Source organism: Micromonospora sp. NPDC051227 (genome assembly GCF_044455385.1).
GTDB lineage: Bacteria > Actinomycetota > Actinomycetes > Mycobacteriales > Micromonosporaceae > Micromonospora.
Genome location: NZ_JBITET010000016.1, coordinates 61,284 through 80,551, shown reverse-complemented (window position 1 = coordinate 80,551; position 19,268 = coordinate 61,284). Strand labels below are relative to the sequence as shown.

The window sequence follows — 19,268 nt, the reverse complement described above, 5'->3', positions numbered from 1 at the left end:
CCACGAGCAGCGTTTACCGTGCCGCAACACCTATCTGGTGGATAGAGATTGGGGTGCCCGGTGGGCGACCGTCCAGGTCGGACAGCGAGAGGGTTTCAAAAGTTGTCGGTTCGGGCATGTTCGATCTCGACACGGCAGGGAACGGTGACGAGGGGAGACCTCCGATGGGCCTCATGTTTCGCAAGCGCAAGAAGTACGGTCCGATCATCCTGAACTTCACCGAGAACGGCTTCTCCTCGTGGAGCATCAAGATCGGTCGCTGGTCCTGGAACTCCAAGGCCCGTGCGCACCGGGTCGACCTGCCGGGTCCGCTGAGCTGGAAGCAGGACAAGTCCCGGTCGTAAGCCTCCCGGGAGTCGAGCGGGGTGCCGGTGATTCACCGGCACCCCGCTCGGCGTCTGCGCCCAGCCAGCCCCACCCCACCCCAGCCTGGCCCACCCCACCCCACCCCACCCCACCCCGCCTCGGCTCGGCTCGGCTCGGCTCGGCTCGGCTCGGCTCGGCTCGGCTCGGCGATCTTGCAGTTTCTGTCGCCGTTTTGCGTGGAACAACCCTTATGCCGGAGCAGAAAGTGCAAGATCGCGTGGGGTGGGGGTGGGGGTGGGGGGCGATCAGCGCGCCAGGGTGATGATCTCGTCGCCGGCCAGCCGCCCGGACTCGCGATCGCGTCGTAGAGCACCGGCGTCGACAAGCTCAGCGAGCGCCTGATTGGCGTCGGCGGCCCGATAGACGGTCGCGGTGAGGGTGTGCCGGCGCAGCTCGGTGACCGGCCGCGGCCCGCCCGCCCGCAACTCGGCCAGCAGCTCGTGGGCCAGCGGTTCCAGGTCGGGATCGCCGACCACGTCGACCGTCGTGCCGGTCGGGTCGAGCGGGTCGCGGTAGCGCACGCCGAGGTCCGCGCCAATCGCCCAGAGCGCGTCACGGACCGCCTCCAGACTCCGGTCGGAGCGGCTGCCGAACGCGACCACCCCGGCAGCCTCGCCGCCGGAGAGCACCGGTGCCACCTCGGCCACCAGGGGGAAGCCGGCGGAGACGAGCACGTCTCGGGCGCTGTCGCCGGTGTGCAGCAACAGCTCTCCGGTCCGGCCGTTGGTCGCGGCGGTGAGCAGCTTCGGCGTCACCGCGCCGGGCAGGTCCACGAAGGAGAACAGCGGCGCGCCGGCCGCCCCAGCGGCCTTCACCGCGACCGGCAGCCGGTACGGCTCGCCGGACAGCAGGTGCACTGTGACCTCGGCGGGCAGTTCCGCCTCGATCGGGCCGAGTCGGGCCGGTAGGTCGGCGGCGGCGTCGGCCAGCACCAGCACGGTCACCTGCCGGCCGCGCACCTGGTCGCCATGCATGGCGACCAGGTGTAGCGCGGCCTCCGCGCTGCCCGCGTCGGCGCCCGCGAGGGCTATGGTGGCCCGCCGGGAGCGGTGCAGGGCAGCGGGCAGCCAGGTCGTCAACTGGCGGACCAGCAGCTCGCGGAGGAAATCAGTGGTCCGGTCGGTCGGCATCGGTCCGTTCTACCGTACGGGCGGTCAGGCCGGGACGGAGATCCCCACCCCGCCCCGGGTCTGCCCGCCGTAACGCTGCCGCTCGGCGTCCAGGTCGAGCCGACCGATCTGCTTGCGGGCGGCCAGCGCGGTGTCGTCGAGCAGGTCGGCCGGGATCAGCCAGACCACCTCGAACTCCAGACCGTCCGGGTCCTTGCCGTAGAGGCTCTTGGTCGTGCCGTGGTCGGAGGTGCCGGCCAGCGCGCCGGCCGCGGCGAGCCGCTCGGCGGTGGCGGCCAGCTCGTCGAGCGTGTCCACCTCCCAGGCGAGGTGGTAGAGGCCGACGGTGGACCGGCCGGCGGTCGACCGCCCGGCGCCCGCGCCGATCTCGAAGAGGCCGAGGTCGTGGTCGTTGGTGGAGTCGGGGGCCTGGAGGAAGGTGGCGCCCCGGAAGCCGTCCGGGGTCATCGCCACCGGGCGGAAGCCCAGCACGTCGCGGTAGAACGCGACGCTGCGGGCGAGGTCACTGACGTAGAGGACCGCGTGGTTGAGCCGGTGGATACCCATGACCCGAGACTATCCCGGTTTAGTTGAACATTCAACCATCGGAGTATGATGGCGGTCATGACCCGCTGGTTGGACCCCGACGAGCAGCGCACGTGGCGCGCGTACCTCACCGCCTCCCGGGCGCTGATGGACACTCTCGACCGCGACCTGCAACGCGACGCGGGCATGCCCCACGCGTACTACGAGATCCTGGTCCGACTCTCCGAGTCCCCCGATCGCCAACTGCGCATGAGCCAGCTGGCCCAAGCGGCGGGGTCGTCCCGCAGCCGGCTCTCGCACGCCGTGGCCCGGCTGGAGGCCGCCGGCTGGGTACGCCGCGAGGACTGCCCCACCGACCGACGCGGACAGATCGCGATCCTCACCGACGAGGGGTTCGCCACCCTCGCGGCCGCCGCGCCCGGCCACGTCGAGGGGGTACGCCGACACCTGTTCGACGCGTTGAGCCCCGCCCAGGTCGATCAGCTGCGCCGAATCAGCGAGACCCTGGCCGAGCACCTGACCGGATCCTGACCAATCGACACCGGCGCGGGTCTTGTACTTACCGTCGTCGGATGAGCACGATGGGGCGTGTCTTCCGGCTTCGGTGAACTGACTGATCAGGCGCACCACCTCGTGTCCTCCGGCGATCTGGCCGGCGCACAGCAGCTGCTGTCCGACGCGCTCACCGACGCCGACCCCCGCCCGGCCAACGCCACCCCCGAGCTGGCCGAGGCGGCCAGCCTCCAGGCGCGGGTGCTGATCGCCCTCGGCGAGCCGCACTCGGCCCGCGGATGGGCCGCCTTCGCGTACGCGGCCACCACCCGCCTGCACGGCCGCGCCGACCCCCGCACGGTGGCCGCGGCGGCGACTCTGGCCGCGGTGCTGCACCGGGTGGGCAGCCACTCCCGGGCCGCACGGCTCTACCAGGAAGTCATCATCGAGCTGACCGCGCAGGACGGCCCGGAGTCGCTGCGGGTGCTCGCCGCGCACGCCGACCTGGCCACCGTCGAATACGCGCGCGGCCAGTGCACGGTGGCCCGCGACCGCCTCCAGGACGCCTGGGAGCTGCACCGCGAGGTGTACGGCGACGGGCACCCCAGCGGCATCAAGATGCTGGCGCGGCTCGGGGCGATGCAGCGCGACTGCGGGCAGTTCGCCGAGGCACACGACAACCTGGCGCTCGCCCGCGAACTGTGCCGCCAGCACCTGCCCGCCGACGACCCGCTGGCCACCCAGGTGGCGGCCCTGGCCCGGGCGGCGGCCAGTCCCGACCACGCCTGCGCCGACAACCCGCCAACGGCTCGGGACACGCCGGTCGTGCCGGCCGCCCGCGTCCCACCGCACGGCGACGGGCCGGTCGAATCCGCCTACCACCCGCAGGCAGCCGCAACCCACCACGCCGGGGCGGTGCCGAACCCCCGGCTGCCCTCCGACGAGGCGGTCGGGTCGACGGGCAGCAGCTGGTCGACCGAAGCGGCGGCCGAGCCGTCGCCCCACCCCACCGACCCTCCGGTGCCCCCGTCGGTGGTCGGGCTGGCCGGAGGCACGGAGGAGCAGCCCGGGGTGTACCGGCTGCACCGACCCGCCGATCCGTACGCGCAGCCCGATCCGTACGCGCAGGTCGAGCCGTACACGCCGTCGCGGCTGCTGCCGGTGCCCGTGCACCGCGCGCCGCCGGAGCAGCGCAACCGGTTGGTACCGGTGCTGGTGGCCGGCGTGGTCGTGGTGCTCCTCGGCGCGGCAGCGGTGATCGCCGGAGTGGCCCGGGTCGACGGCGACGACGAACCGAACCCGCCGCCGGCCAGCGCCTCCCCCACCACCGGCCCGCCGGCCAGCACCGCGCCCGTCCCGGGCGGCACGGCACCCACGTCGGCTGCCGCCGCAGCGCCACCCGGCACCCCACCCAGCGCGGTGACCCTGCGCGACAACCGGGACAGCATCGCGCTGAACTGGACCTATCCGGCCGGCGGCGAGGGTCCGGTGGTCATCGCTGGCGGCCGCACCGGCCAAACCCACAACATCTTCGCGACGCTGCCCGCCGGCACCACCAGCTTCGTCATCTACGCGCTCAACCGCACCAACGACTTCTGCTTCACCGTCGCCGTCGCCTGGTCCACCGACACCGTGGCCCGCTCCAAGCAGGTCTGCACCAGCCGCCGCTGACCCGCCAGCCACTGCCCCTGCCCGCTATGCCCCGCCCGCCACGCTCGGCAGACCTCACTCAGCGTAAGCCGTCCACCGACGAACCCGCCGTGACACACCGTCACACCAGGCGCCCCCGCCCACACTGCGGCCCAGGCTTTGCTCTGCTTACCTATGCGCGCCACCTCGGATGAGCAGCTGAAACGTCTCGACCGCCGCTACAGAACGCGTCGGCGAGCATGACGTTACGTAGCTGTCGCGTCCGCGGGTGCAGAGCAAAGGGGGCATCGGTGGCTGGTTGGGGGGAGGTTGCCGTCACGGACCGTCTACCTTTGGCCGTCCTCGGCAGGCAACGCTGGCAGGAACAGGCACACCCGTAGTCCTCGCTGCTCCGGCGGGTCGGTCAGGGTGATGCTGCCGCCCGCGCGTCGGACCAGCTCCCGGACGATGGCCAGCCCCAGGCCGGCGCCCCCGTCGTCGCGGGCCCGTCCGTCATCCAGCCGGGTGAACCGGTCGAAGACCCGCTCCCGGTCGGCCACCGGGACGCCCGGGCCGTCGTCGGTCACCGTCACCAGGTGGTACGCCCCGACGCCAGACCCGGTCGTCGTCGACGTCGCTTCGGCCGCGAGCACGACATCACCCTGCGTGTGCCGTACCGCGTTGTCGAGCAGGTTGGCCAGCACGCGACGCAACTCCTCGACGGTGCCGATCGTCCAGAGCGGGCCCGCCGGCGGCGTCACCCGCACCGGCGGTGACGGATAGCGGGCGGCGACCTCGGTCAGCAACGCGCCCAGCTCCACCGGGCCGGTCCCCCGGGCCGGCGGAGTCTCGTCCAGGCGGGCCAGCAGCAGGAGATCGTCGACCAGGCGGCTCAGCCGGTCGGTATCGGCGAGCAGGTTGGCGGTCACCGCCGTCCAGTCCGTCCGGTCGGCGAGGCGCTGGGCCACCTCCAGTTCGGTCCGGATGTTGGTCAACGGGCTGCGCAGCTCGTGGGCGGCGTCGGAGACGAAGGCCCGCTGCCGGACACGGGCGGACTCCAGCCGGCCCAGCATGCCGTTGAGGGTGACCGCCAGACGGTGGATCTCGTCGGCCGACGCCGGCACCGGCAGCCGGCCGGCGCCGGCCCTCCCGGTGATCTCCTCGGCACCTCGACGTAACGCCTCGACCGGCCGCAGGGTCGCCCCCACCACCCGCCACGCCACCCCGGCCAGCACGGCCACCAGCAGTGGGAACGCCACCAGCAGGATGGTCCGGACCACATGGGTGCTGTGCCGCACGTCGGCCATCGAGCGGGCGACCAGCACGGTGAGCGGGTCGGCCGCGCTGCCGGCGGGTACGGCGACCACCCGGACCGGGCCGACGAGCCCGACCCGCTCGGCCGGCACCTCCAGCCGCTGCCGGCCGTCGCGGTTCAGTCGCTCCGGGCGGACCATCGGCACCAGACGGTCGGCGTCGATCGAGGCCGCCCGGATCCGTCCCTGCCCGTCGACGACCTGCACGCGAACCTGCCCCCCGGCCACCGGCAGCGGGTCGGGCAGCGCGTCCTCGGCGGCGAGCAGGGCGACCGCGTCGGCGGTGCGGAACGCCTCGGTGTCGACCGTGCGCTGGAGCACGAAGCTGAGCGCGCCGAGCAACACCACCCCGCCCAGGGCCAGCCCGATGGTGAGGCCGACCACACCGATCGCCATGAGGCGCCCACGCAGCCCGAGGACCGGCATCCAGCCGAGCCTGACCCGACGGATGGGTGCCGGGCCGTCGGCGGTCACGTCGCGAGCCGGTAGCCGGCGCCCCGGACCGTCTCCAGCCGGTCCCGGCCCAGCTTGCGGCGCAGGTAGCCGACGTACACCTCGACGGCGTTCGGCGCGGTCTCCAGGCTGGCGTCCCAGACGTGGTCCAACAACTCGACCTTGGAGATCACCTGGCCTGGCCGGCGCATCAGGTAGTCCAGCAGCGCAAACTCCCGCGCGGTCAGCGCCACCTCGGCGTCCGCCCGGGTCACCCGCCGGCGGGCCGGGTCCAGCCGCAGGTCACCAACCGCCAGCACGGTCGGGCGCTCCGGCGCGCCCCGACGCAGCAGGGCCCGCAGCCGGGCCAGCAGCACCACGTACGAGAAGGGCTTGGTCAGGTAGTCGTCGGCGCCGCAGTCGAGGCCGTCGGCCTGGTCGTACTCGCCGTCCTTGGCGGAGAGCATCAGCACCGGCAACCAGTGCTGCTCCGCGCGCAGCCGCCGGACCAACTCGTACCCGGAGAGGCCGGGCAGCATCACGTCGAGGATCATGGCGTCGTACCCGCCGTGCCGGGCCGCGTCCAGGCCCGCCGGGCCGGTTGCCGCCACGTCCACCGCGAACCCCTCCGCCTGGAGACCGCGTTGCAGGGCAGCCGCCAACCGGGCCTCGTCCTCCACCACCAGCACTCGCACAGCTCAAGGGTGCCACCCGGGTCAATCGGCGCGGTTCGCTGTCCTCAGCGCGTTCACAGCACGGAGGGGGCAAGATGGCCGCAGGAGGTGCCACCATGTCCGTCCTGAGAAGCCGTCCCGTCCTTCGTTGGCTGGTCCCGGCCACCGCGGCCGTCGCCGTCATCGGCGGAGGCGCGGCGATCGGCACGTTCGCCGCCGAGGCCGAGCCGAGCCTGCCGCCCCGAACCGCCGCTCAGCTCCTGGTCGACCTGCAGACATCCCGGCTGGAGGGGTTGTCCGGGACCGTCGTGCAACGCGCCGACCTCGGCCTGCCGCCCCTCGTCGGGTTGGTTCCCGGCAACGAACTGACCACCCTGCTGACCGGCACCCACACCCTGCGGGTCTGGTATTCCGGGCCGGACAAGCAGCGGGTCGCGCTGATGGACACCCTGGGCGAGCAGGACATCATCCGCAACGGCCGGGACCTGTGGACGTGGCAGAGCCGCAGCAACACCGCCACCCACCGCACGCTGGGCGACGACGCCGGGGCCTGGAAACCCGCCCCCGAGCCGGCGGCGAGCCTGCCGGCCACCCCACAGCAGGCCGCCGACCTGGCGTTGGACGCGATCGACCCGAGCACCGAGGTCAGCGTGGGCCGGTCGGCCACCGTCGCCGGCCGGGACGCGTACGAGTTGGTGCTCCAGCCGCGCGACCAGGACTCCCTGGTGCACCAGTTGCGGATCGCCATCGACGCCAAGCAGCACGTGCCGCTGCGCTTCGAGGTGCTCGCGAAGGGCAGCGACCGGCCGGCGTTCGAGGTGGCCTTCACGCAGGTCGACTACCGCCGCCCCGACGCTGACCAGTTCCGCTTCAACCCGCCGCCCGGCGTGACGGTCAACGAGGAGAAGGCCGAGCGCCCGACGGGCAAGCCCGGTCACGTCAAGCCGACGGGTGACCCGCAGGTCCGCGCGGTGGGCGACGGCTGGACGACAGTGCTGGTTGGCCGCCTCGACGGGGCCGATGTCGGCCGGAAGCCCGCCGCGAAGCCGGCCGCTCCCCCGGCCGGCGCCGGGCCGGACCTGGACATGTCGAAGCTGCTCGGCGGGCTGCCGGCGGTCAGCGGTGACTGGGGCAGCGGTCGGCTCCTCACCAGCAAACTGTTCAGCGTCCTGCTCACCGACGACGGCCGGGTGCTGGCCGGAGCGGTGACGCCGGAGCGGCTCTACCAGGCCGCGCGCGGCTGATCTCCGCGGTGTTCGCGCCGGGTCGACCTCACGGTCGGCCCGGCGCTTCGCTGTGGGTCGGGCCGAGGTCAGGAGACGCCGAGGGCGGTGAGGTACGCGTCGGCGAGGACCGCGTGGCCGGGCAGGTGCGGGTGGACCCGGTCGTCGGCCCAACGCGTCGCCGGACTCACCGCCAGCACCCGGTCGAACGCCGCCTGGTTGGGCACGTGCACCGCGTCGAACTCGGTGGCCAGCCCCGCCACGACCGCCGCGTACCGGTCGGTGTCGGCGCGTTGCGGGACGCTCCGGTCGGCTTCGATGAAGAACGGGTCACCGAGGATCAGTCGGCAGCCGGTGGCGGCGACCGCCCGACGGAGCAGGTCACGCAGGGTGCGCTCGTACTCCTCGATGCCGACTGCCTCATCCGGCCGGTCACCGTAGTGCCGCCAGATGTCGTTGATGCCGATCAGCACCGCGAGCCAGTCGGGGCGCTCGGCGATGGCGTCGTCGTCCCAGCGGGCGGCCAGGTCCCGCACCGTGTCGCCGCCCACACCCCGGTTGATCCACTCCAGCTCCAACTCGGGGTGCCGCGCGTCGACCAGGGCGCGCACGAGACTCACATATCCGCTGCCATAGGGCGCGGCGACGTCGCGTCGACCACAATCGGTGATGCTGTCCCCGATGAAGACCACCCGTTGCCCGGTCCGCAGGATCATCCGCCGCCACCTCGCGATCACCGGCGCGCCGGACAGCCCGGCTTGGTGAGAACCGGCGGAACGCGCTATCTTCAACAGTTCGAAGGCACAAAAAAGAACGGCTAAAAGCCGTTCCTGCAAAGGATTCTAATCTTTAGGGAGACGGCTTGTCAAGGCACTCCGGCGGTTCCGGCGAATTGCCGCTCGACGACGAGATCGGTCGCGAGCAGGAGTACGTCTCGATGCTCTACAACCGGCTGGACGAGCTGCGTGAGCAGGCCGCCCACCGGCTCACCGCCGAGCTGCACAACACCGGCGGCACCCTCCAGGACCGCTCGCAGCGCGACAGCTCGGTAGCGATGTACGCCGATCAGGTCGAACAGTTCTCCGCCGTGGAGAACGGGCTCTGCTTCGGCCGTCTCGACGGCGACGACGACTCCCGCCGCTACATCGGCCGGATCGGCATCTTCGACACCAGTGGTGACTACGACCCGCTGCTGATGGACTGGCGGGCCCCTGCCGCCCGCCCGTTCTACCTCGCCACCGCCGCGAACCCGCAGGGCGTGCGCCGTCGCCGGCACCTGCGCACCCGGCAGCGCAAGGTGACCGGGCTCAACGACGAGGTGCTCGACATCGACACCGCCTCCCCCGGCGCCCACGAGGAACTGACCGGTGAGGCGTCGCTGCTCGCCGCGCTCAACGCGGGCCGTACCGGCCGGATGCGCGACATCGTCGAGACCATCCAGGCCGAACAGGACGAGGTCATCCGCGCGGAGCTCCCGGGCGTGATGGTGGTCCAGGGTGGCCCCGGCACCGGCAAGACCGCTGTCGCGCTGCACCGGGCGGCGTACCTGCTCTACACGCACCGCCGCGAACTCTCCAGCCGTGGCGTGCTGCTGGTCGGCCCGAACGCGACCTTCCTGCGCTACATCTCCCAGGTGCTGCCGACGCTGGCCGAGACCGGTGTGCTGCTGCGTACCCAGGGTGATCTCTTTCCCGGGGTGAGCGCCCAACGGACCGAGCCGGCCGAGACCGCGGCGCTCAAGGGCCGGGCGGTGCTGGCCGAGGTGTTGGCGCTGGCCGTGCGGGACCGGCAGTGGGTGCCGGACGAGCCGCTGGAGATCGAGGTCGAGCGGGAGACGCTGACCCTCGACCCGGAGATCGTGCGCGCGGCCCGGGACCGGGTCCGCCGCGCCGACCGACCGCACAACCTGGCCCGCGCGCTGTTCGACGTGGAGATCGTGCACGCGCTCGCGGACCAGGTGGCCGAGCGGATCGGCGCCGACCCGCTCGGCGGTGACAACCTCCTCGACGAGGCGGACCGGGCCGAGATCCGCCGCGAGCTGCGCGAGGAGACGGAGATCCAGGCCGCCCTGGACCGGCTGTGGCCGGTGCTCACCCCACAGCGGCTGCTCGCGGACCTGTACGCCGACCCGGACCGGATCGCCGCCGCCGCGCCGATGCTCAGCGAGGACGAGCGGGCGCTGCTGCGACGCGAGAGCGGTGGCTGGACGCCGGCCGACGTCCCGCTGCTGGACGAGGCCGCCGAACTGCTCGGTGAGGACGAACGCGCCGCCGCCGCCCGGCGGGACCGCATCCGGATGATGGAACGGGAGTACGCCGAGGGCGTGCTGGAGATCGCCCGGGGTTCCCGCTCGATCGACGTCGAGGACGAGGCCGAGGGCGGTGAGATCCTCGGCGTGACCGACCTGATCGACGCGGATCGGCTGTTGGAGCGGCAGGAAGAGGCCGACCGGCTGACCACCGCGCAGCGGGCCGCCGCCGACCGCACCTGGGCGTTCGGCCACGTGATCGTGGACGAGGCGCAGGAACTCTCGCCGATGGCCTGGCGACTGCTGATGCGTCGCTGCCCGAGCCGGTCGATGACGATCGTCGGGGATGTGGCGCAGACCAGCGCCCTGAGCGGCACGCCGTCCTGGGCGGACGCCCTCGCCCCGTACGTCGAGCAGCGGTGGCGGCTCACCGAGCTGACTGTCAGCTACCGCACTCCCGCCGAGATCATGGCGGTCGCCGCCGACGTACTGGCCGAGATCGACCCGGCACTGCGGCCGCCGCGATCGGTGCGGGAGAGCGGCGTACCGCCGTGGGACCGGACGGTGCCCGACGGTCGGTTGGCGGCGGAGTTGGTCGCCGAGGCCACCCGGGAGGCGGCTGGGCTGACCGAGGGGCGGCTCGGGGTGCTCGTTCCCGCCAGCCGGGTGGGCGAGTTGGGTGCGGCGGTGACCGCCGCCCTGCCGGAGGCCGCCGTCGGCGAGCATCCGGAGCTGGAGAGCCGGGTGGTGGTGTTGACCGTCGCGCAGGCCAAGGGGTTGGAGTTCGACTCGGTGCTGGTGGTCGACCCGGACCGGATGGTGGCCGAGTCCCCCCGCGGGCGCAGCGACCTGTACGTAGCCCTGACCCGCGCGACCCAACGCCTGGGCGTCCTGAGGCCGGCAAGCTAACCCACCCGCTAAGTCGATCATGAGGTTGACGTGGCTGTTGGAGATCACAGTCCACGTCAACCTCATGATCACGCCGCCAAGGGGGCGGTTGGGTGGTTAGTCGTTGGATTTGTCCCTGATGGACTTCGCTGGGCCGGTCGCCGACGTGGACTGGTCGCTGGTGCCACCGCCCATCGGGGTGTTCAGGCCGCCGGTGGTGGCATCACCGGTGGTGGTCGGCGCGACAGTGCCCGGGTGTCGCTCCGGCTGTCGGGCCACCCGGCGTACGCTCGCCGGCCCGGCGGTGCCACCGGTGGTGGTCACCGCGCCCTGCCCGCCGACGGGGCCGCCGTCCCGCAGCACCTGTGGGTCGATCCGCTCGTGCGCCGGATCCAACGGGTCATCGCGCTGGATCTGACTCTCCACATCGGTGCGGGGCACCGTCACCTCGTCGAGGGCGCCCTTGCCGTACACGCCACCGGCGATCCGATCCTCGGCCTCGCGGGCGGCGTCCTGCCGCATGTCGTCCTCACGCACGTCCATCACCTCGCAGAAGCTGTGGAACTGACTGCGTGCCCGGCCACCGGCCGACCAAACCCGGCGTGACCGGGAGGTCGTCCACGGCGGTTCACCGTCACGCCGCCCGCTGGCCGCCTGCCCGCAGCCCGAGATGTCCATGCTGTCCCGCGACCGGTGGGAGATGCCTGCCGGCAGGAGGGGATGACAGCGTGCGCACAGTACGCCGTACCGCCGTCGCGGCCCTGGTGGCCGCGACGGTGACGACCGGGCTCGCGGTGCCCGCCCAGGCGAAGCCACGACCGGACCGGACATTCGACGTGCAGGCCCACCGAGGTGGCCTCGGGTTGCGGGTGGAGAACACCCTCGCCTCCTTCGGCAACGCCCTCCAGCTCGGGGTGAGCACCCTCGAACTGGACGTGCAGATCACCGAGGACGGTCAGGCCGTCGTCACCCACGACCGCAAGGTCACCGGCACCAAGTGCGTCGACACCACCCCGGTGACGCCCGGCGACCCGGAGTTCCCGTACGTCGGGAAGTACATCAACACGCTGAGCCTGGCCCAGGTGCGCTCACTCGACTGCGGTTCCAAGACGCTGTCGGACAAGCCCGGCCAGCTCGCCGTCCCGGGTGCCCGGATGCCGCTGCTGCGTGAGGTCTTCGCGCTGGTCAACCGCTACCGGGCGAAGGACGTGAAGCTCAACGTCGAGACCAAGGTCGAGGCTGGCGCGCCGACCGAGACCGCCCCCCGCGAGCAGTTCGTCCGGGTCACCGCGGCCGAGATCCGCGCCGCCGGGCTGCTCAAGCAGGTCACCATCCAGAGCTTCGACTGGGGCGCGCTGATGCGCATGCGTCAGGTCGAACCGAAGCTGCCGCTGGTCGCCCTGACCAACTACGACTTCCTCCAGACCGGTCAGCCGGGTGCGTCACCGTGGCTGGGCGGGCTGGACATCGACGACTTCGGCGGCGACCCGATCAAGGCGATCCGCAGCTTCGGCGCCAGCGCCTTCTCCCCAGTGCACGGGTCCCCGCAGAACGGCACGGTCACCGACCCGGGCTACAAGCCGTACGTCACGAAGGAGATGGTCGCCCAGGCGCACCGCTACGGGATCAAGGTGATCCCGTGGACGGTCGACGACGTGCCGACCATGACCAAACTGATCGACGACGGGGTTGACGGCCTCATCACCGACTACCCGGACCGGTTGCGCGGTGTGCTGGCGCAGCGTGGTTACCGGCTGCCGAAGGCGTACGCCGCGCCGTTCGACATCCAGGCGCACCGGGGCGGTCGGGCCACCCGGCCGGAGAACACCCTGCCGGCGTTCGCGAACGCGCTGTCCAACCGGGCCATCTCCACCCTTGAGCTGGACACCAACGTGACGGCCGACGGCAAGCTCGTGGTGCTGCACGATCGCACCGTCAACGGGTCGCACTGCGTCGACACCGCCCCGGTGCGCCCGGGAGACCGGAAGTTCCCGTACGTGGGCAAGCCGGTGCACGAGTTGACACTGGCGCAGCTCAAGACCGTGGACTGCGGCACGAAGACGCTGCCCGAGCTGCCCGCCCAGGTGCCCGCGCCCGGTGCCCGGATCCCGACCCTGGACGAGGTCTTCGCCCTGGTGAAGGCGAGTGGCCGCACCGACATCGGAATGAACATCGAAACGAAGATCAGTCCGGTGGTGAACGACACCGAGCCGTACCGCAGCTTCACCCGCAAACTCGTCGACGCGATCCAGCGGGCCGGCTTCACCAGCCGGGCCACCATCCAGTCGTTCGACTGGCGCACCATCACGTACGCCCGGCAGCTCGACCGGCGGATCGGCACGGTCGGCCTGGTCTGGCAGTACGGCCCGGCCGAGTGCGCGACCCTCGCCGACGAGTGCTCGCTCGAGGCGGTCTACGGCAACCCGTTGGTGAAGAGCCCGTGGACGGGCGGACTGGACTGGTGGAAGTACCAGGACCTCGGCAAGCTGACGCAGGCTGCGGGCGCCGGCACGGTCTCCGCCAACTGGCAGGTGCACGACCCGAAGCAGGGCACCGTCACCTCGACCGACTGGTACCTGCGGGAGAACCCGGCATACTTCCACGGACCGGACGTTCGGACCCTGCAGACGCGGTACGACCTGAAGGTGATTCCCTACACCGTGGATGACGCGAGGGTCATGCAGCGGGTCATCGACCTGGGCGTCGACGGCATCATCACCGACGACCCGGGCCTTCTGGTGCGCGTGGCGATCCGCAACGGCCTGCGCTGACCCGTCGACCATCCGATCGCCGGCCCGGATTTTTCCGGCCGGCGATCGGTGTTACCTGCTCCCGGGCCTCGGGTAGTCGGGGGTTGTCCCCGCCACGAAAGCGAACCCTGCCGTGGCCGAAACGCGGTAGCGGGGCGAGGGAATGCAGGTACGACTCATCGCATCCTGAGGAGGACCAGATGAGCACGCAGGCTGCTTCCACCCGGCCGACGAACCGGCCCATGAACGACCCGCAGAATCCCGCTCAGATGCGGGACATGCAGACCCAGCAGATGCCGGTGATGCATGACGGGCGCCGCAACGACATGCAGGCACCCGGTACGGAGACCAAGCAGGCGTTCAAGACCACCGAGTTCTGGATCTACCTGATCGCGGTGGCCGCCGTACTGGGCGCGTCGCAGGTCGTCGGTCAGAACTCCGCTGGGGTGGACATCTTCCGGGCCGACAACGCCTGGTTCCTGATCACCCTGCTGACGCTTGGCTACCTCGGTAGCCGTGGCCTCGCCAAGGCCGGCAGCAACTGGCGCAGCAGCGAGGAGCGCAAGGCCCGGCACTGACCGGTTCACAGCGCACGGTGGCCTCCGGGATCTCCCGGAGGCCACCGCCGTCGTTTGTGGACTCGCTACTCGTCGCCGCCGAAGTCGCCGAAGTCCCCCTCGAACGCGTCCTCGATCATCTCGCCGGCGACCATGCCGCCGGCGACGCCGAGCGCGGCGCCGGCCACCATGCCGCCCATGCCGTGCCCGCGGCTGTGACCGTGGCCGTGGCTCGGCCCGTACTGGGAGCGCAGGCTGCCGTAGCGGGACGTGGTCTCGCGCAGCCAACCATCGACGACCTGCGCCCAGTCCACCCGGTCAACGTCGGTGTGCGACACCTGGTAGCGGCCGAACGCGTCGTGCCCGGCGCTGAGGAACCCGCCGCGCTTGTCGCACTCCAGGATGACCTCCACACCACGCTGGCTGGTCACGAAGGTCAGCTCGACCTCCCGGATGGTGCTCGCGTACTGCGGGGAGGCGAAGAACTCGATCTCCTGGTAGAACGGAAGCGTCTGCTGCACGCCCCGGATGTGACCACGCTCCAGGTCGGCGTGCTTGAACCGGAAGCCGAGCCGCTGGAACGCCTCCAGGATCCGCTCGTGCACCGGCAGCGGGTGCACCGCCACCTGGTCCAGGTCGCTCTTGTCGACCGCGCGGGCGATCGCCAACTCGGTGCGCAGACCCATCGTCATACCGTGCAGGCGCTGGCCGTACACGTCGGTGATCGGGGTCTCCCAGGGCACCGGCAGCTGGAACGGAATCGAGAGCTGCTGCTTCGGGGCGAGGACGAGCGACCCGCTGACCGCCATGCGGTGGAACTCCATGGTGCCCGCGTACTCGGTGTCGTGCCCCTCGACCTCGACCCGCGTGACCAGGCCGATCACCACCTGCTCGATGGCTGCCTCAGCGTCGCCACCGACGAGGTTGACCTGCCCGTCGAGGGTCAGGCCGGGCCGGGTGTTGGGGTTGGTCAGCACGGTGTCCACGCTGGGACCGCCCACACCGAACGCGCTCAACATCTTCTTGAAGACCATCGGAACTCCTGTGCGACGCCGTCCGCTCCAGGCTGGAGTCGGACGTTGACTCGGACGGCACCCTATCCACCACCCCTGTGAGGTGGCTGTGAAGCGCCCGGACGGCCGGCGTCCGTTGATCGACTCCGGTTCATGAAAGTCGGGGTGTCCCGGCGACCAGGACACCCCGACTTCAGGGAACCCGAGTCGATCAAGCCTGGCCTTGGCCGATCACCTCGGCGCGCAGCCGCTCGGCGATCTCGTCGGGCGACGGCATTGTGGCGACCTCGGCGCCGATCCGGCGAGCCGCCTCGGTGAACGTCGGCTCGTCGAGCAGCCGGCGCAGCGCCGCCGCGATGGCGGCCGGGTCGGCCTGCCCGGGCATCAGTGCAAGACCCGCTCCGGACGCGGCGACCCGGTCCGCCTGGATGAACTGGTCGGCGCCCTGGGGTACGACCACCATCGGGATGCCACGGGCCAGCGTGCCGAGGGTGGTGCCGGCGCCGCCGTGGGTGATGACCGCGCTGACGTTCCCCAGCAACTGGGCCAGCGGCACGAACGGGCTGAACTCCACCCGCTCCGAGTCGAGCTGGTAGTCCTCCGGCTTGCCGTCGAGGCCGAGCGTGGCCAGCACGTCAACGTCGACGTCGGTGAGGGCGCCCAGCAGCGGGCCGACCACGGCGGGGTCGGCGAAGACCGTACCGAAGCTGACCAGCACCCGGGGACGCCCGCCGGCCGGCGGCGTGTGCCCGCCCGTCGAAACGTCGGGGGCCTGGTGCGGTTCCGGGCGCAGCGCGATCCGCTCCACCGCCTGCGGTGCGGCGAAGCCCTCGAACTGCAGCCCCGGTGGGCAGGTATCCAGCAGCCACCGCCCGGCCTGGACGCGCTGCGGCGCGGGCAACCCGCGCTCCTCGTAGCGGGAGCGGACCACCGCGATCAGCGGGTCGGTGAACTCGGCCGGCACCGCCGGCCCGAAGGCGAGGGTGGCCAGCGGTACGTCGAGACCGGCGGCGACCAGCGGCCCCACGAAGTCGAGCATCTCGTTGACGATCAGATCCGGCCGCCAGCTCTTCGCCTGCGCGAACGCCTCGTCGGCGGTGAGGTCGACCCGGACCCCGGCGAAGAACTCGGCGACCGCCTCCGGGATCGGCTCGGTCGCGGGGTTGATGCCCAGCTTTCGCCCCACCTCGGCGAAGAGGACATCCGGCATGGGGCCAGCCGGCAGCAGCTCGATGCCCTCGGGAGCGAGGAGCGGGGTCATGCCCGCAGCGGTCACCACGGCAACGTCGTGGCCTTGACGCCGGAACGCGCGGATCAGGGGCAGAAGCGGGAGGAAGTGCCCGAAAGATGGCACGTTCGAGAAGAGGACTCGCATGCTCGTCAGAATACCCTTCTGACGAGATGGGCCGGTAGAGTGCCCTGGTGGCTGCTCGAACCCGCGCCAGTCGGCGCCAGGAGAGCGCCGAGCAAACGCGGCAGTTGATCTTGGATGCGGCGCAGGATCTGTTCATCACCCAGGGGTACGCCGCCACGACGGTCAACGACATCGCCGCCCGCGCCCGGGTTGCCGTGGCGACCGTCTACACCAGCGTCGGCGGCAAGCCGACGCTGCTGCGGGCGCTCATCGAGGCGGGCGTGAACGACCCGGAGACCGCGCAGAACGTGGCGGCCATCGCGGTCGCCGCCGACCCCGGCGAGGTCGTGCGGCTGATCGGCGCCGGGACACGGTACGGCCACCAGAGCCGCCCGCACACGATCCAACTGATGAGGGCGGCGCCGGGCATGACGGCGAGCGCGGCGAACGCGGCGCGAGACGGCGCGGCGGCATACCGGCAGGCGCTACGGGTCGGCGCGGTACGCCTCGACGAACTGTCCGCCCTACGTCCGGGCCTCACCGTCGAACAGGCCACCCAGGTGCTCTGGTTCTACTTCGGGCTGCACTCCTGGCCACAGCTCGTCGACGAGGGTGGCTGGTCGTACGACGAGGCCGAGCGCTGGCTGGTCGACCGGGCCACCGAGTCACTTCTCCGGCCCTAGCCGAACTCGCCGTCCTTAATCCCGAGGACGAACGCGGTCCACCCTTCGGCGGGGTAGACGAGGGTTGCCGCCGCGCGATCCTTGCTGTCGCGCACCGCCACTCGACGCGAACCATCCAGGACCGGCCCCGCCTCGACACAGCTACCACCGTTGCTGTCGCTCTTGCTGCTGATGTGCCAAGCCACCTCGGACACGCTCTCGCTCATGACAACTCCTCCGCGATGCTCGTGATCAACTTCGTTGACTCACTCTCGCTGAGCGCAGAATCCAGCAGACGCCCATAGGCGCGAACGAAGCGCTCAGCCTTCGGCGACTCCAGGTAGAGCCGCCCTCCCAAAGACTCGACGTAGGCAACCGCAGGATACGGCTCTGGCAGCCGGAATATCCAGAACGTACCGTCGAGCCCTTGGTGCAGGGCTACCCCGCACGGCATCACTCTGATTGCGACGTTGCCCAATCGCTGCGCCTGCGTGAGGTGGTGCAGTTGTCGGCGTAACACCTCCGGCCCGCCGACCATCCGGCGCAGCACAGCTTCGTCTATCACAGTAGAAATCGTCAGTGGTCGGCGTCGCCTCAAAACCTCTTGACGGGTCATTCGAAGGTCGACCCAGCGGTTGATCGTCGCCTCGGCAGCTCCCGGTTCTGCCGCATTACGAATCACCGCCTCGGCGTACTCCCGGGTCTGAAGCAGCCCGGGGACCAGGGTGAGATGGAAGCAGCAGACCTGCTCCGCGCGACCTTCCAGCCAGGGGTATTCGATGAAGGAGGCGTCCACGACGTCGCCGTAGTCCTCGTCCCACCGGTCGGTGCGCCAAACCTCCTCGGCAAGCGCCAGCAGACGGGCCCGCTCGGCTGCGTGGTGAAATCCGTAGAGATCCAACAGCGCGATCACGTCACCCTTGCGGATCGGCCAGTCCGCGCGTTCGTACCGACCAAGCGCTGACATGTCGCGTTGCAGATGCTCAGCGACCAACTTCAACGTCATCCCCCGCTCCTCCCGCAGGGTCCGCAATTGCTGACCCAGCCATTGCGCACGGAGGGTCCGGATGAACGGCTTGTGCGGCATGGTCCACCTCTCGATTCGTTGGCGAGGCCGCGTAGGAACCATTGCTCCAGTTCCGAGCGACTGGAAACGTGGCCTTCGGGTGAGGTGATCGCCGGCCCCCGGGGACGCCCGGTGCAAACACGGCAACCGCGGCTGTGCCAACAGCCGAGAAGGTGACGAGAGACGGCCTCGCGAGTGGCAGGCGCATACCGGCTCTCGTCGGGTCTCAACTGGAGCGTCGGGATGTGCGAATCCCGGCTCCGAACCGACTTGAACGAATACCTACCACGGCAAAGGGCGCCTTCGCGACCCTGACCCGCCCATCGGTCGACGACGCGCGAGGTGATGAATGACCCGAGGGACGCTTTACGACGGCACGTTCCACGGCGGGGCTCGGCTGGCTCGGCTGCACCCGAGTCAGGTCCGCGACCGGCAGTTCACCGTCGTCGGTTTCGGCCGACGGGGCCTGGACCCCACTGAGGTACGACGTTTCCTGCACCGCATCGCCCTCGACCTGGCGACGCTGCACCACGATGTGGCTCGGCTCACCGAGGAGAACGCCCGGGTCAAGCGCGCGCTGCGCGACTGGCAGAGCGCCTGGTCCGAGCGGCGTCAGTCGTGAGCCCTGGATGGGAGCACCAGTACAGCGGGCTTTTCACGCCGTTGCCGCGGTTCGCCGTCGAGGCGTACACGGAGATGCCTCGACATGTGATCCATGTGCCGGTGGCGGTCACCGACCTGGCCGGGGCATTGGACCTGGCGCGGACGCTCGCCCGGTCGCTGGCCTCCACGCCGCAGGTCGACGTCGGAGGCACCACCGTCTCGGTCGAGGACGCGCAGCACGTACGACACTGGGTTTTCTGCGACCGGATCATGCCCGATCGCCGCCGCTGCAGGCGGAAGGCCGACCACGGCGATGCCTGTTGTTCCGTCGACGATCCCTAGA

At 71.1% G+C, this 19,268-nt stretch carries 20 protein-coding genes; 10 read left to right on the top strand and 10 right to left on the bottom strand.

All coding sequences use genetic code 11. The annotated features are described in order from the left end of the window. Window positions 1-164 precede the first annotated feature (164 nt). Entirely contained in the window at window positions 165-344 is a 180-nt protein-coding gene (locus tag ACIA47_RS28645) for a DUF4236 domain-containing protein (RefSeq protein ID WP_030333600.1), read from the top strand. Between the two features lie 267 nt (window positions 345-611). On the opposite strand, the gene ACIA47_RS28640 is transcribed toward ACIA47_RS28645, so the two are convergent. Together ACIA47_RS28640 and ACIA47_RS28635 are read right to left on the bottom strand one after the other, a co-directional pair. Continuing rightward, on the bottom strand, window positions 612-1,496 hold the full coding sequence (locus ACIA47_RS28640; RefSeq protein WP_396711448.1) for a hypothetical protein: 885 nt from the start codon (window positions 1,494-1,496) through the stop codon (window positions 612-614). Between the two features lie 24 nt (window positions 1,497-1,520). Next, window positions 1,521-2,042 (bottom strand): VOC family protein, encoded by a 522-nt coding sequence (locus ACIA47_RS28635; RefSeq protein ID WP_091400855.1) that lies wholly within the window; start codon window positions 2,040-2,042, stop codon window positions 1,521-1,523. A 48-nt stretch (window positions 2,043-2,090) separates the two neighbouring features. On the opposite strand from ACIA47_RS28635, the gene ACIA47_RS28630 reads away from it, so the two are divergent. After that, complete coding sequence (locus tag ACIA47_RS28630; RefSeq protein WP_203126885.1) at window positions 2,091-2,552, top strand: MarR family transcriptional regulator; 462 nt, start codon at window positions 2,091-2,093, stop codon at window positions 2,550-2,552. 57 nt (window positions 2,553-2,609) lie between these two features. Beyond that, entirely contained in the window at window positions 2,610-4,184 is a 1,575-nt protein-coding gene (locus tag ACIA47_RS28625) for a tetratricopeptide repeat protein (protein ID WP_396711447.1), read from the top strand. Window positions 4,185-4,489: 305 nt separating this feature from the next. Here the strand turns inward: ACIA47_RS28625 and ACIA47_RS28620 are convergent, their stop codons facing one another. Together ACIA47_RS28620 and ACIA47_RS28615 are read right to left on the bottom strand one after the other, a co-directional pair. Further along, complete coding sequence (locus ACIA47_RS28620; RefSeq protein WP_396711492.1) at window positions 4,490-5,851, bottom strand: ATP-binding protein; 1,362 nt, start codon at window positions 5,849-5,851, stop codon at window positions 4,490-4,492. Between the two features lie 74 nt (window positions 5,852-5,925). Beyond that, the gene (locus ACIA47_RS28615; RefSeq protein ID WP_112585109.1) at window positions 5,926-6,582 is read right to left on the bottom strand and encodes a response regulator transcription factor; all 657 of its coding nucleotides are present in this window, start codon (window positions 6,580-6,582) and stop codon (window positions 5,926-5,928) included. Between the two features lie 95 nt (window positions 6,583-6,677). Between ACIA47_RS28615 and ACIA47_RS28610 the strand changes: the two genes are divergently transcribed. Then, entirely contained in the window at window positions 6,678-7,805 is a 1,128-nt protein-coding gene (locus ACIA47_RS28610; RefSeq protein WP_203121046.1) for a sigma-E factor regulatory protein RseB domain-containing protein, read from the top strand. Between the two features lie 68 nt (window positions 7,806-7,873). On the opposite strand, the gene ACIA47_RS28605 is transcribed toward ACIA47_RS28610, so the two are convergent. Next, on the bottom strand, window positions 7,874-8,500 hold the full coding sequence (locus ACIA47_RS28605) for an SGNH/GDSL hydrolase family protein (RefSeq protein WP_203121047.1): 627 nt from the start codon (window positions 8,498-8,500) through the stop codon (window positions 7,874-7,876). Between the two features lie 146 nt (window positions 8,501-8,646). Between ACIA47_RS28605 and ACIA47_RS28600 the strand changes: the two genes are divergently transcribed. Further along, window positions 8,647-10,941: a HelD family protein gene (locus ACIA47_RS28600; RefSeq protein ID WP_396711446.1), complete on the top strand. Its 2,295-nt coding sequence runs from the start codon at window positions 8,647-8,649 to the stop codon at window positions 10,939-10,941. Between the two features lie 96 nt (window positions 10,942-11,037). Here ACIA47_RS28600 and ACIA47_RS28595 read toward each other — a convergent pair whose 3' ends face one another. Continuing rightward, window positions 11,038-11,457, bottom strand: a complete 420-nt coding sequence (locus ACIA47_RS28595) for a hypothetical protein (protein WP_203121050.1) — start codon at window positions 11,455-11,457, stop codon at window positions 11,038-11,040. Between the two features lie 191 nt (window positions 11,458-11,648). On the opposite strand from ACIA47_RS28595, the gene ACIA47_RS28590 reads away from it, so the two are divergent. After that, window positions 11,649-13,691 carry a glycerophosphodiester phosphodiesterase family protein gene (locus tag ACIA47_RS28590; RefSeq protein WP_396711445.1) on the top strand — a complete coding sequence of 681 codons (2,043 nt, stop codon included), beginning with the start codon at window positions 11,649-11,651 and terminating at the stop codon, window positions 13,689-13,691. A gap of 179 nt (window positions 13,692-13,870) precedes the next feature. Then, the gene (locus ACIA47_RS28585) at window positions 13,871-14,248 is read left to right on the top strand and encodes a hypothetical protein (protein ID WP_238671514.1); all 378 of its coding nucleotides are present in this window, start codon (window positions 13,871-13,873) and stop codon (window positions 14,246-14,248) included. A gap of 65 nt (window positions 14,249-14,313) precedes the next feature. Here the strand turns inward: ACIA47_RS28585 and ACIA47_RS28580 are convergent, their stop codons facing one another. Beyond that, complete coding sequence (locus ACIA47_RS28580; RefSeq protein ID WP_112699442.1) at window positions 14,314-15,261, bottom strand: sporulation protein; 948 nt, start codon at window positions 15,259-15,261, stop codon at window positions 14,314-14,316. Window positions 15,262-15,451: 190 nt separating this feature from the next. After that, a complete protein-coding gene (locus ACIA47_RS28575) occupies window positions 15,452-16,615 on the bottom strand; it encodes a glycosyltransferase (protein ID WP_396711444.1) in 1,164 nt (387 codons plus the stop codon). Window positions 16,616-16,662: 47 nt separating this feature from the next. Between ACIA47_RS28575 and ACIA47_RS28570 the strand changes: the two genes are divergently transcribed. Next, complete coding sequence (locus ACIA47_RS28570) at window positions 16,663-17,277, top strand: TetR/AcrR family transcriptional regulator (protein ID WP_396711443.1); 615 nt, start codon at window positions 16,663-16,665, stop codon at window positions 17,275-17,277. On the opposite strand, the gene ACIA47_RS28565 is transcribed toward ACIA47_RS28570, so the two are convergent. Then, window positions 17,274-17,483, bottom strand: a complete 210-nt coding sequence (locus tag ACIA47_RS28565; protein WP_396711442.1) for a DUF397 domain-containing protein — start codon at window positions 17,481-17,483, stop codon at window positions 17,274-17,276. The two genes, ACIA47_RS28570 and ACIA47_RS28565, sit on opposite strands and share 4 nt — an antisense overlap. Continuing rightward, window positions 17,480-18,343, bottom strand: a complete 864-nt coding sequence (locus ACIA47_RS28560; protein ID WP_396711441.1) for a helix-turn-helix domain-containing protein — start codon at window positions 18,341-18,343, stop codon at window positions 17,480-17,482. The genes ACIA47_RS28565 and ACIA47_RS28560 overlap by 4 nt, the downstream gene beginning before the upstream one ends. Before the next feature lie 328 nt (window positions 18,344-18,671). Between ACIA47_RS28560 and ACIA47_RS28555 the strand changes: the two genes are divergently transcribed. Further along, entirely contained in the window at window positions 18,672-18,944 is a 273-nt protein-coding gene (locus tag ACIA47_RS28555) for a DivIVA domain-containing protein (protein WP_203121060.1), read from the top strand. After that, the gene (locus ACIA47_RS28550) at window positions 18,941-19,267 is read left to right on the top strand and encodes a hypothetical protein (RefSeq protein ID WP_396711440.1); all 327 of its coding nucleotides are present in this window, start codon (window positions 18,941-18,943) and stop codon (window positions 19,265-19,267) included. The genes ACIA47_RS28555 and ACIA47_RS28550 overlap by 4 nt, the downstream gene beginning before the upstream one ends. The last annotated feature ends 1 nt before the right edge of the window (window position 19,268 follow it).

Excerpts from the sequence above, each read along its gene's own strand:
- ACIA47_RS28645 (WP_030333600.1), top strand. The coding sequence starts at position 165 with ATGGGCCTCATGTTTCGCAAGCGCAAGAAGTACGGTCCGATCATCCTG.
- ACIA47_RS28640 (WP_396711448.1), bottom strand. The coding sequence starts at position 1,496 with ATGCCGACCGACCGGACCACTGATTTCCTCCGCGAGCTGCTGGTCCGC.
- ACIA47_RS28635 (WP_091400855.1), bottom strand. The coding sequence starts at position 2,042 with ATGGGTATCCACCGGCTCAACCACGCGGTCCTCTACGTCAGTGACCTC.
- ACIA47_RS28630 (WP_203126885.1), top strand. The coding sequence starts at position 2,091 with ATGGCGGTCATGACCCGCTGGTTGGACCCCGACGAGCAGCGCACGTGG.
- ACIA47_RS28620 (WP_396711492.1), bottom strand. The coding sequence starts at position 5,851 with ATGGCGATCGGTGTGGTCGGCCTCACCATCGGGCTGGCCCTGGGCGGG.
- ACIA47_RS28610 (WP_203121046.1), top strand. The coding sequence starts at position 6,678 with ATGTCCGTCCTGAGAAGCCGTCCCGTCCTTCGTTGGCTGGTCCCGGCC.
- ACIA47_RS28605 (WP_203121047.1), bottom strand. The coding sequence starts at position 8,500 with ATGATCCTGCGGACCGGGCAACGGGTGGTCTTCATCGGGGACAGCATC.
- ACIA47_RS28585 (WP_238671514.1), top strand. The coding sequence starts at position 13,871 with ATGAGCACGCAGGCTGCTTCCACCCGGCCGACGAACCGGCCCATGAAC.
- ACIA47_RS28580 (WP_112699442.1), bottom strand. The coding sequence starts at position 15,261 with ATGGTCTTCAAGAAGATGTTGAGCGCGTTCGGTGTGGGCGGTCCCAGC.
- ACIA47_RS28575 (WP_396711444.1), bottom strand. The coding sequence starts at position 16,615 with ATGCGAGTCCTCTTCTCGAACGTGCCATCTTTCGGGCACTTCCTCCCG.
- ACIA47_RS28565 (WP_396711442.1), bottom strand. The coding sequence starts at position 17,483 with ATGAGCGAGAGCGTGTCCGAGGTGGCTTGGCACATCAGCAGCAAGAGC.
- ACIA47_RS28560 (WP_396711441.1), bottom strand. The coding sequence starts at position 18,343 with ATGCCGCACAAGCCGTTCATCCGGACCCTCCGTGCGCAATGGCTGGGT.
- ACIA47_RS28555 (WP_203121060.1), top strand. The coding sequence starts at position 18,672 with ATGACCCGAGGGACGCTTTACGACGGCACGTTCCACGGCGGGGCTCGG.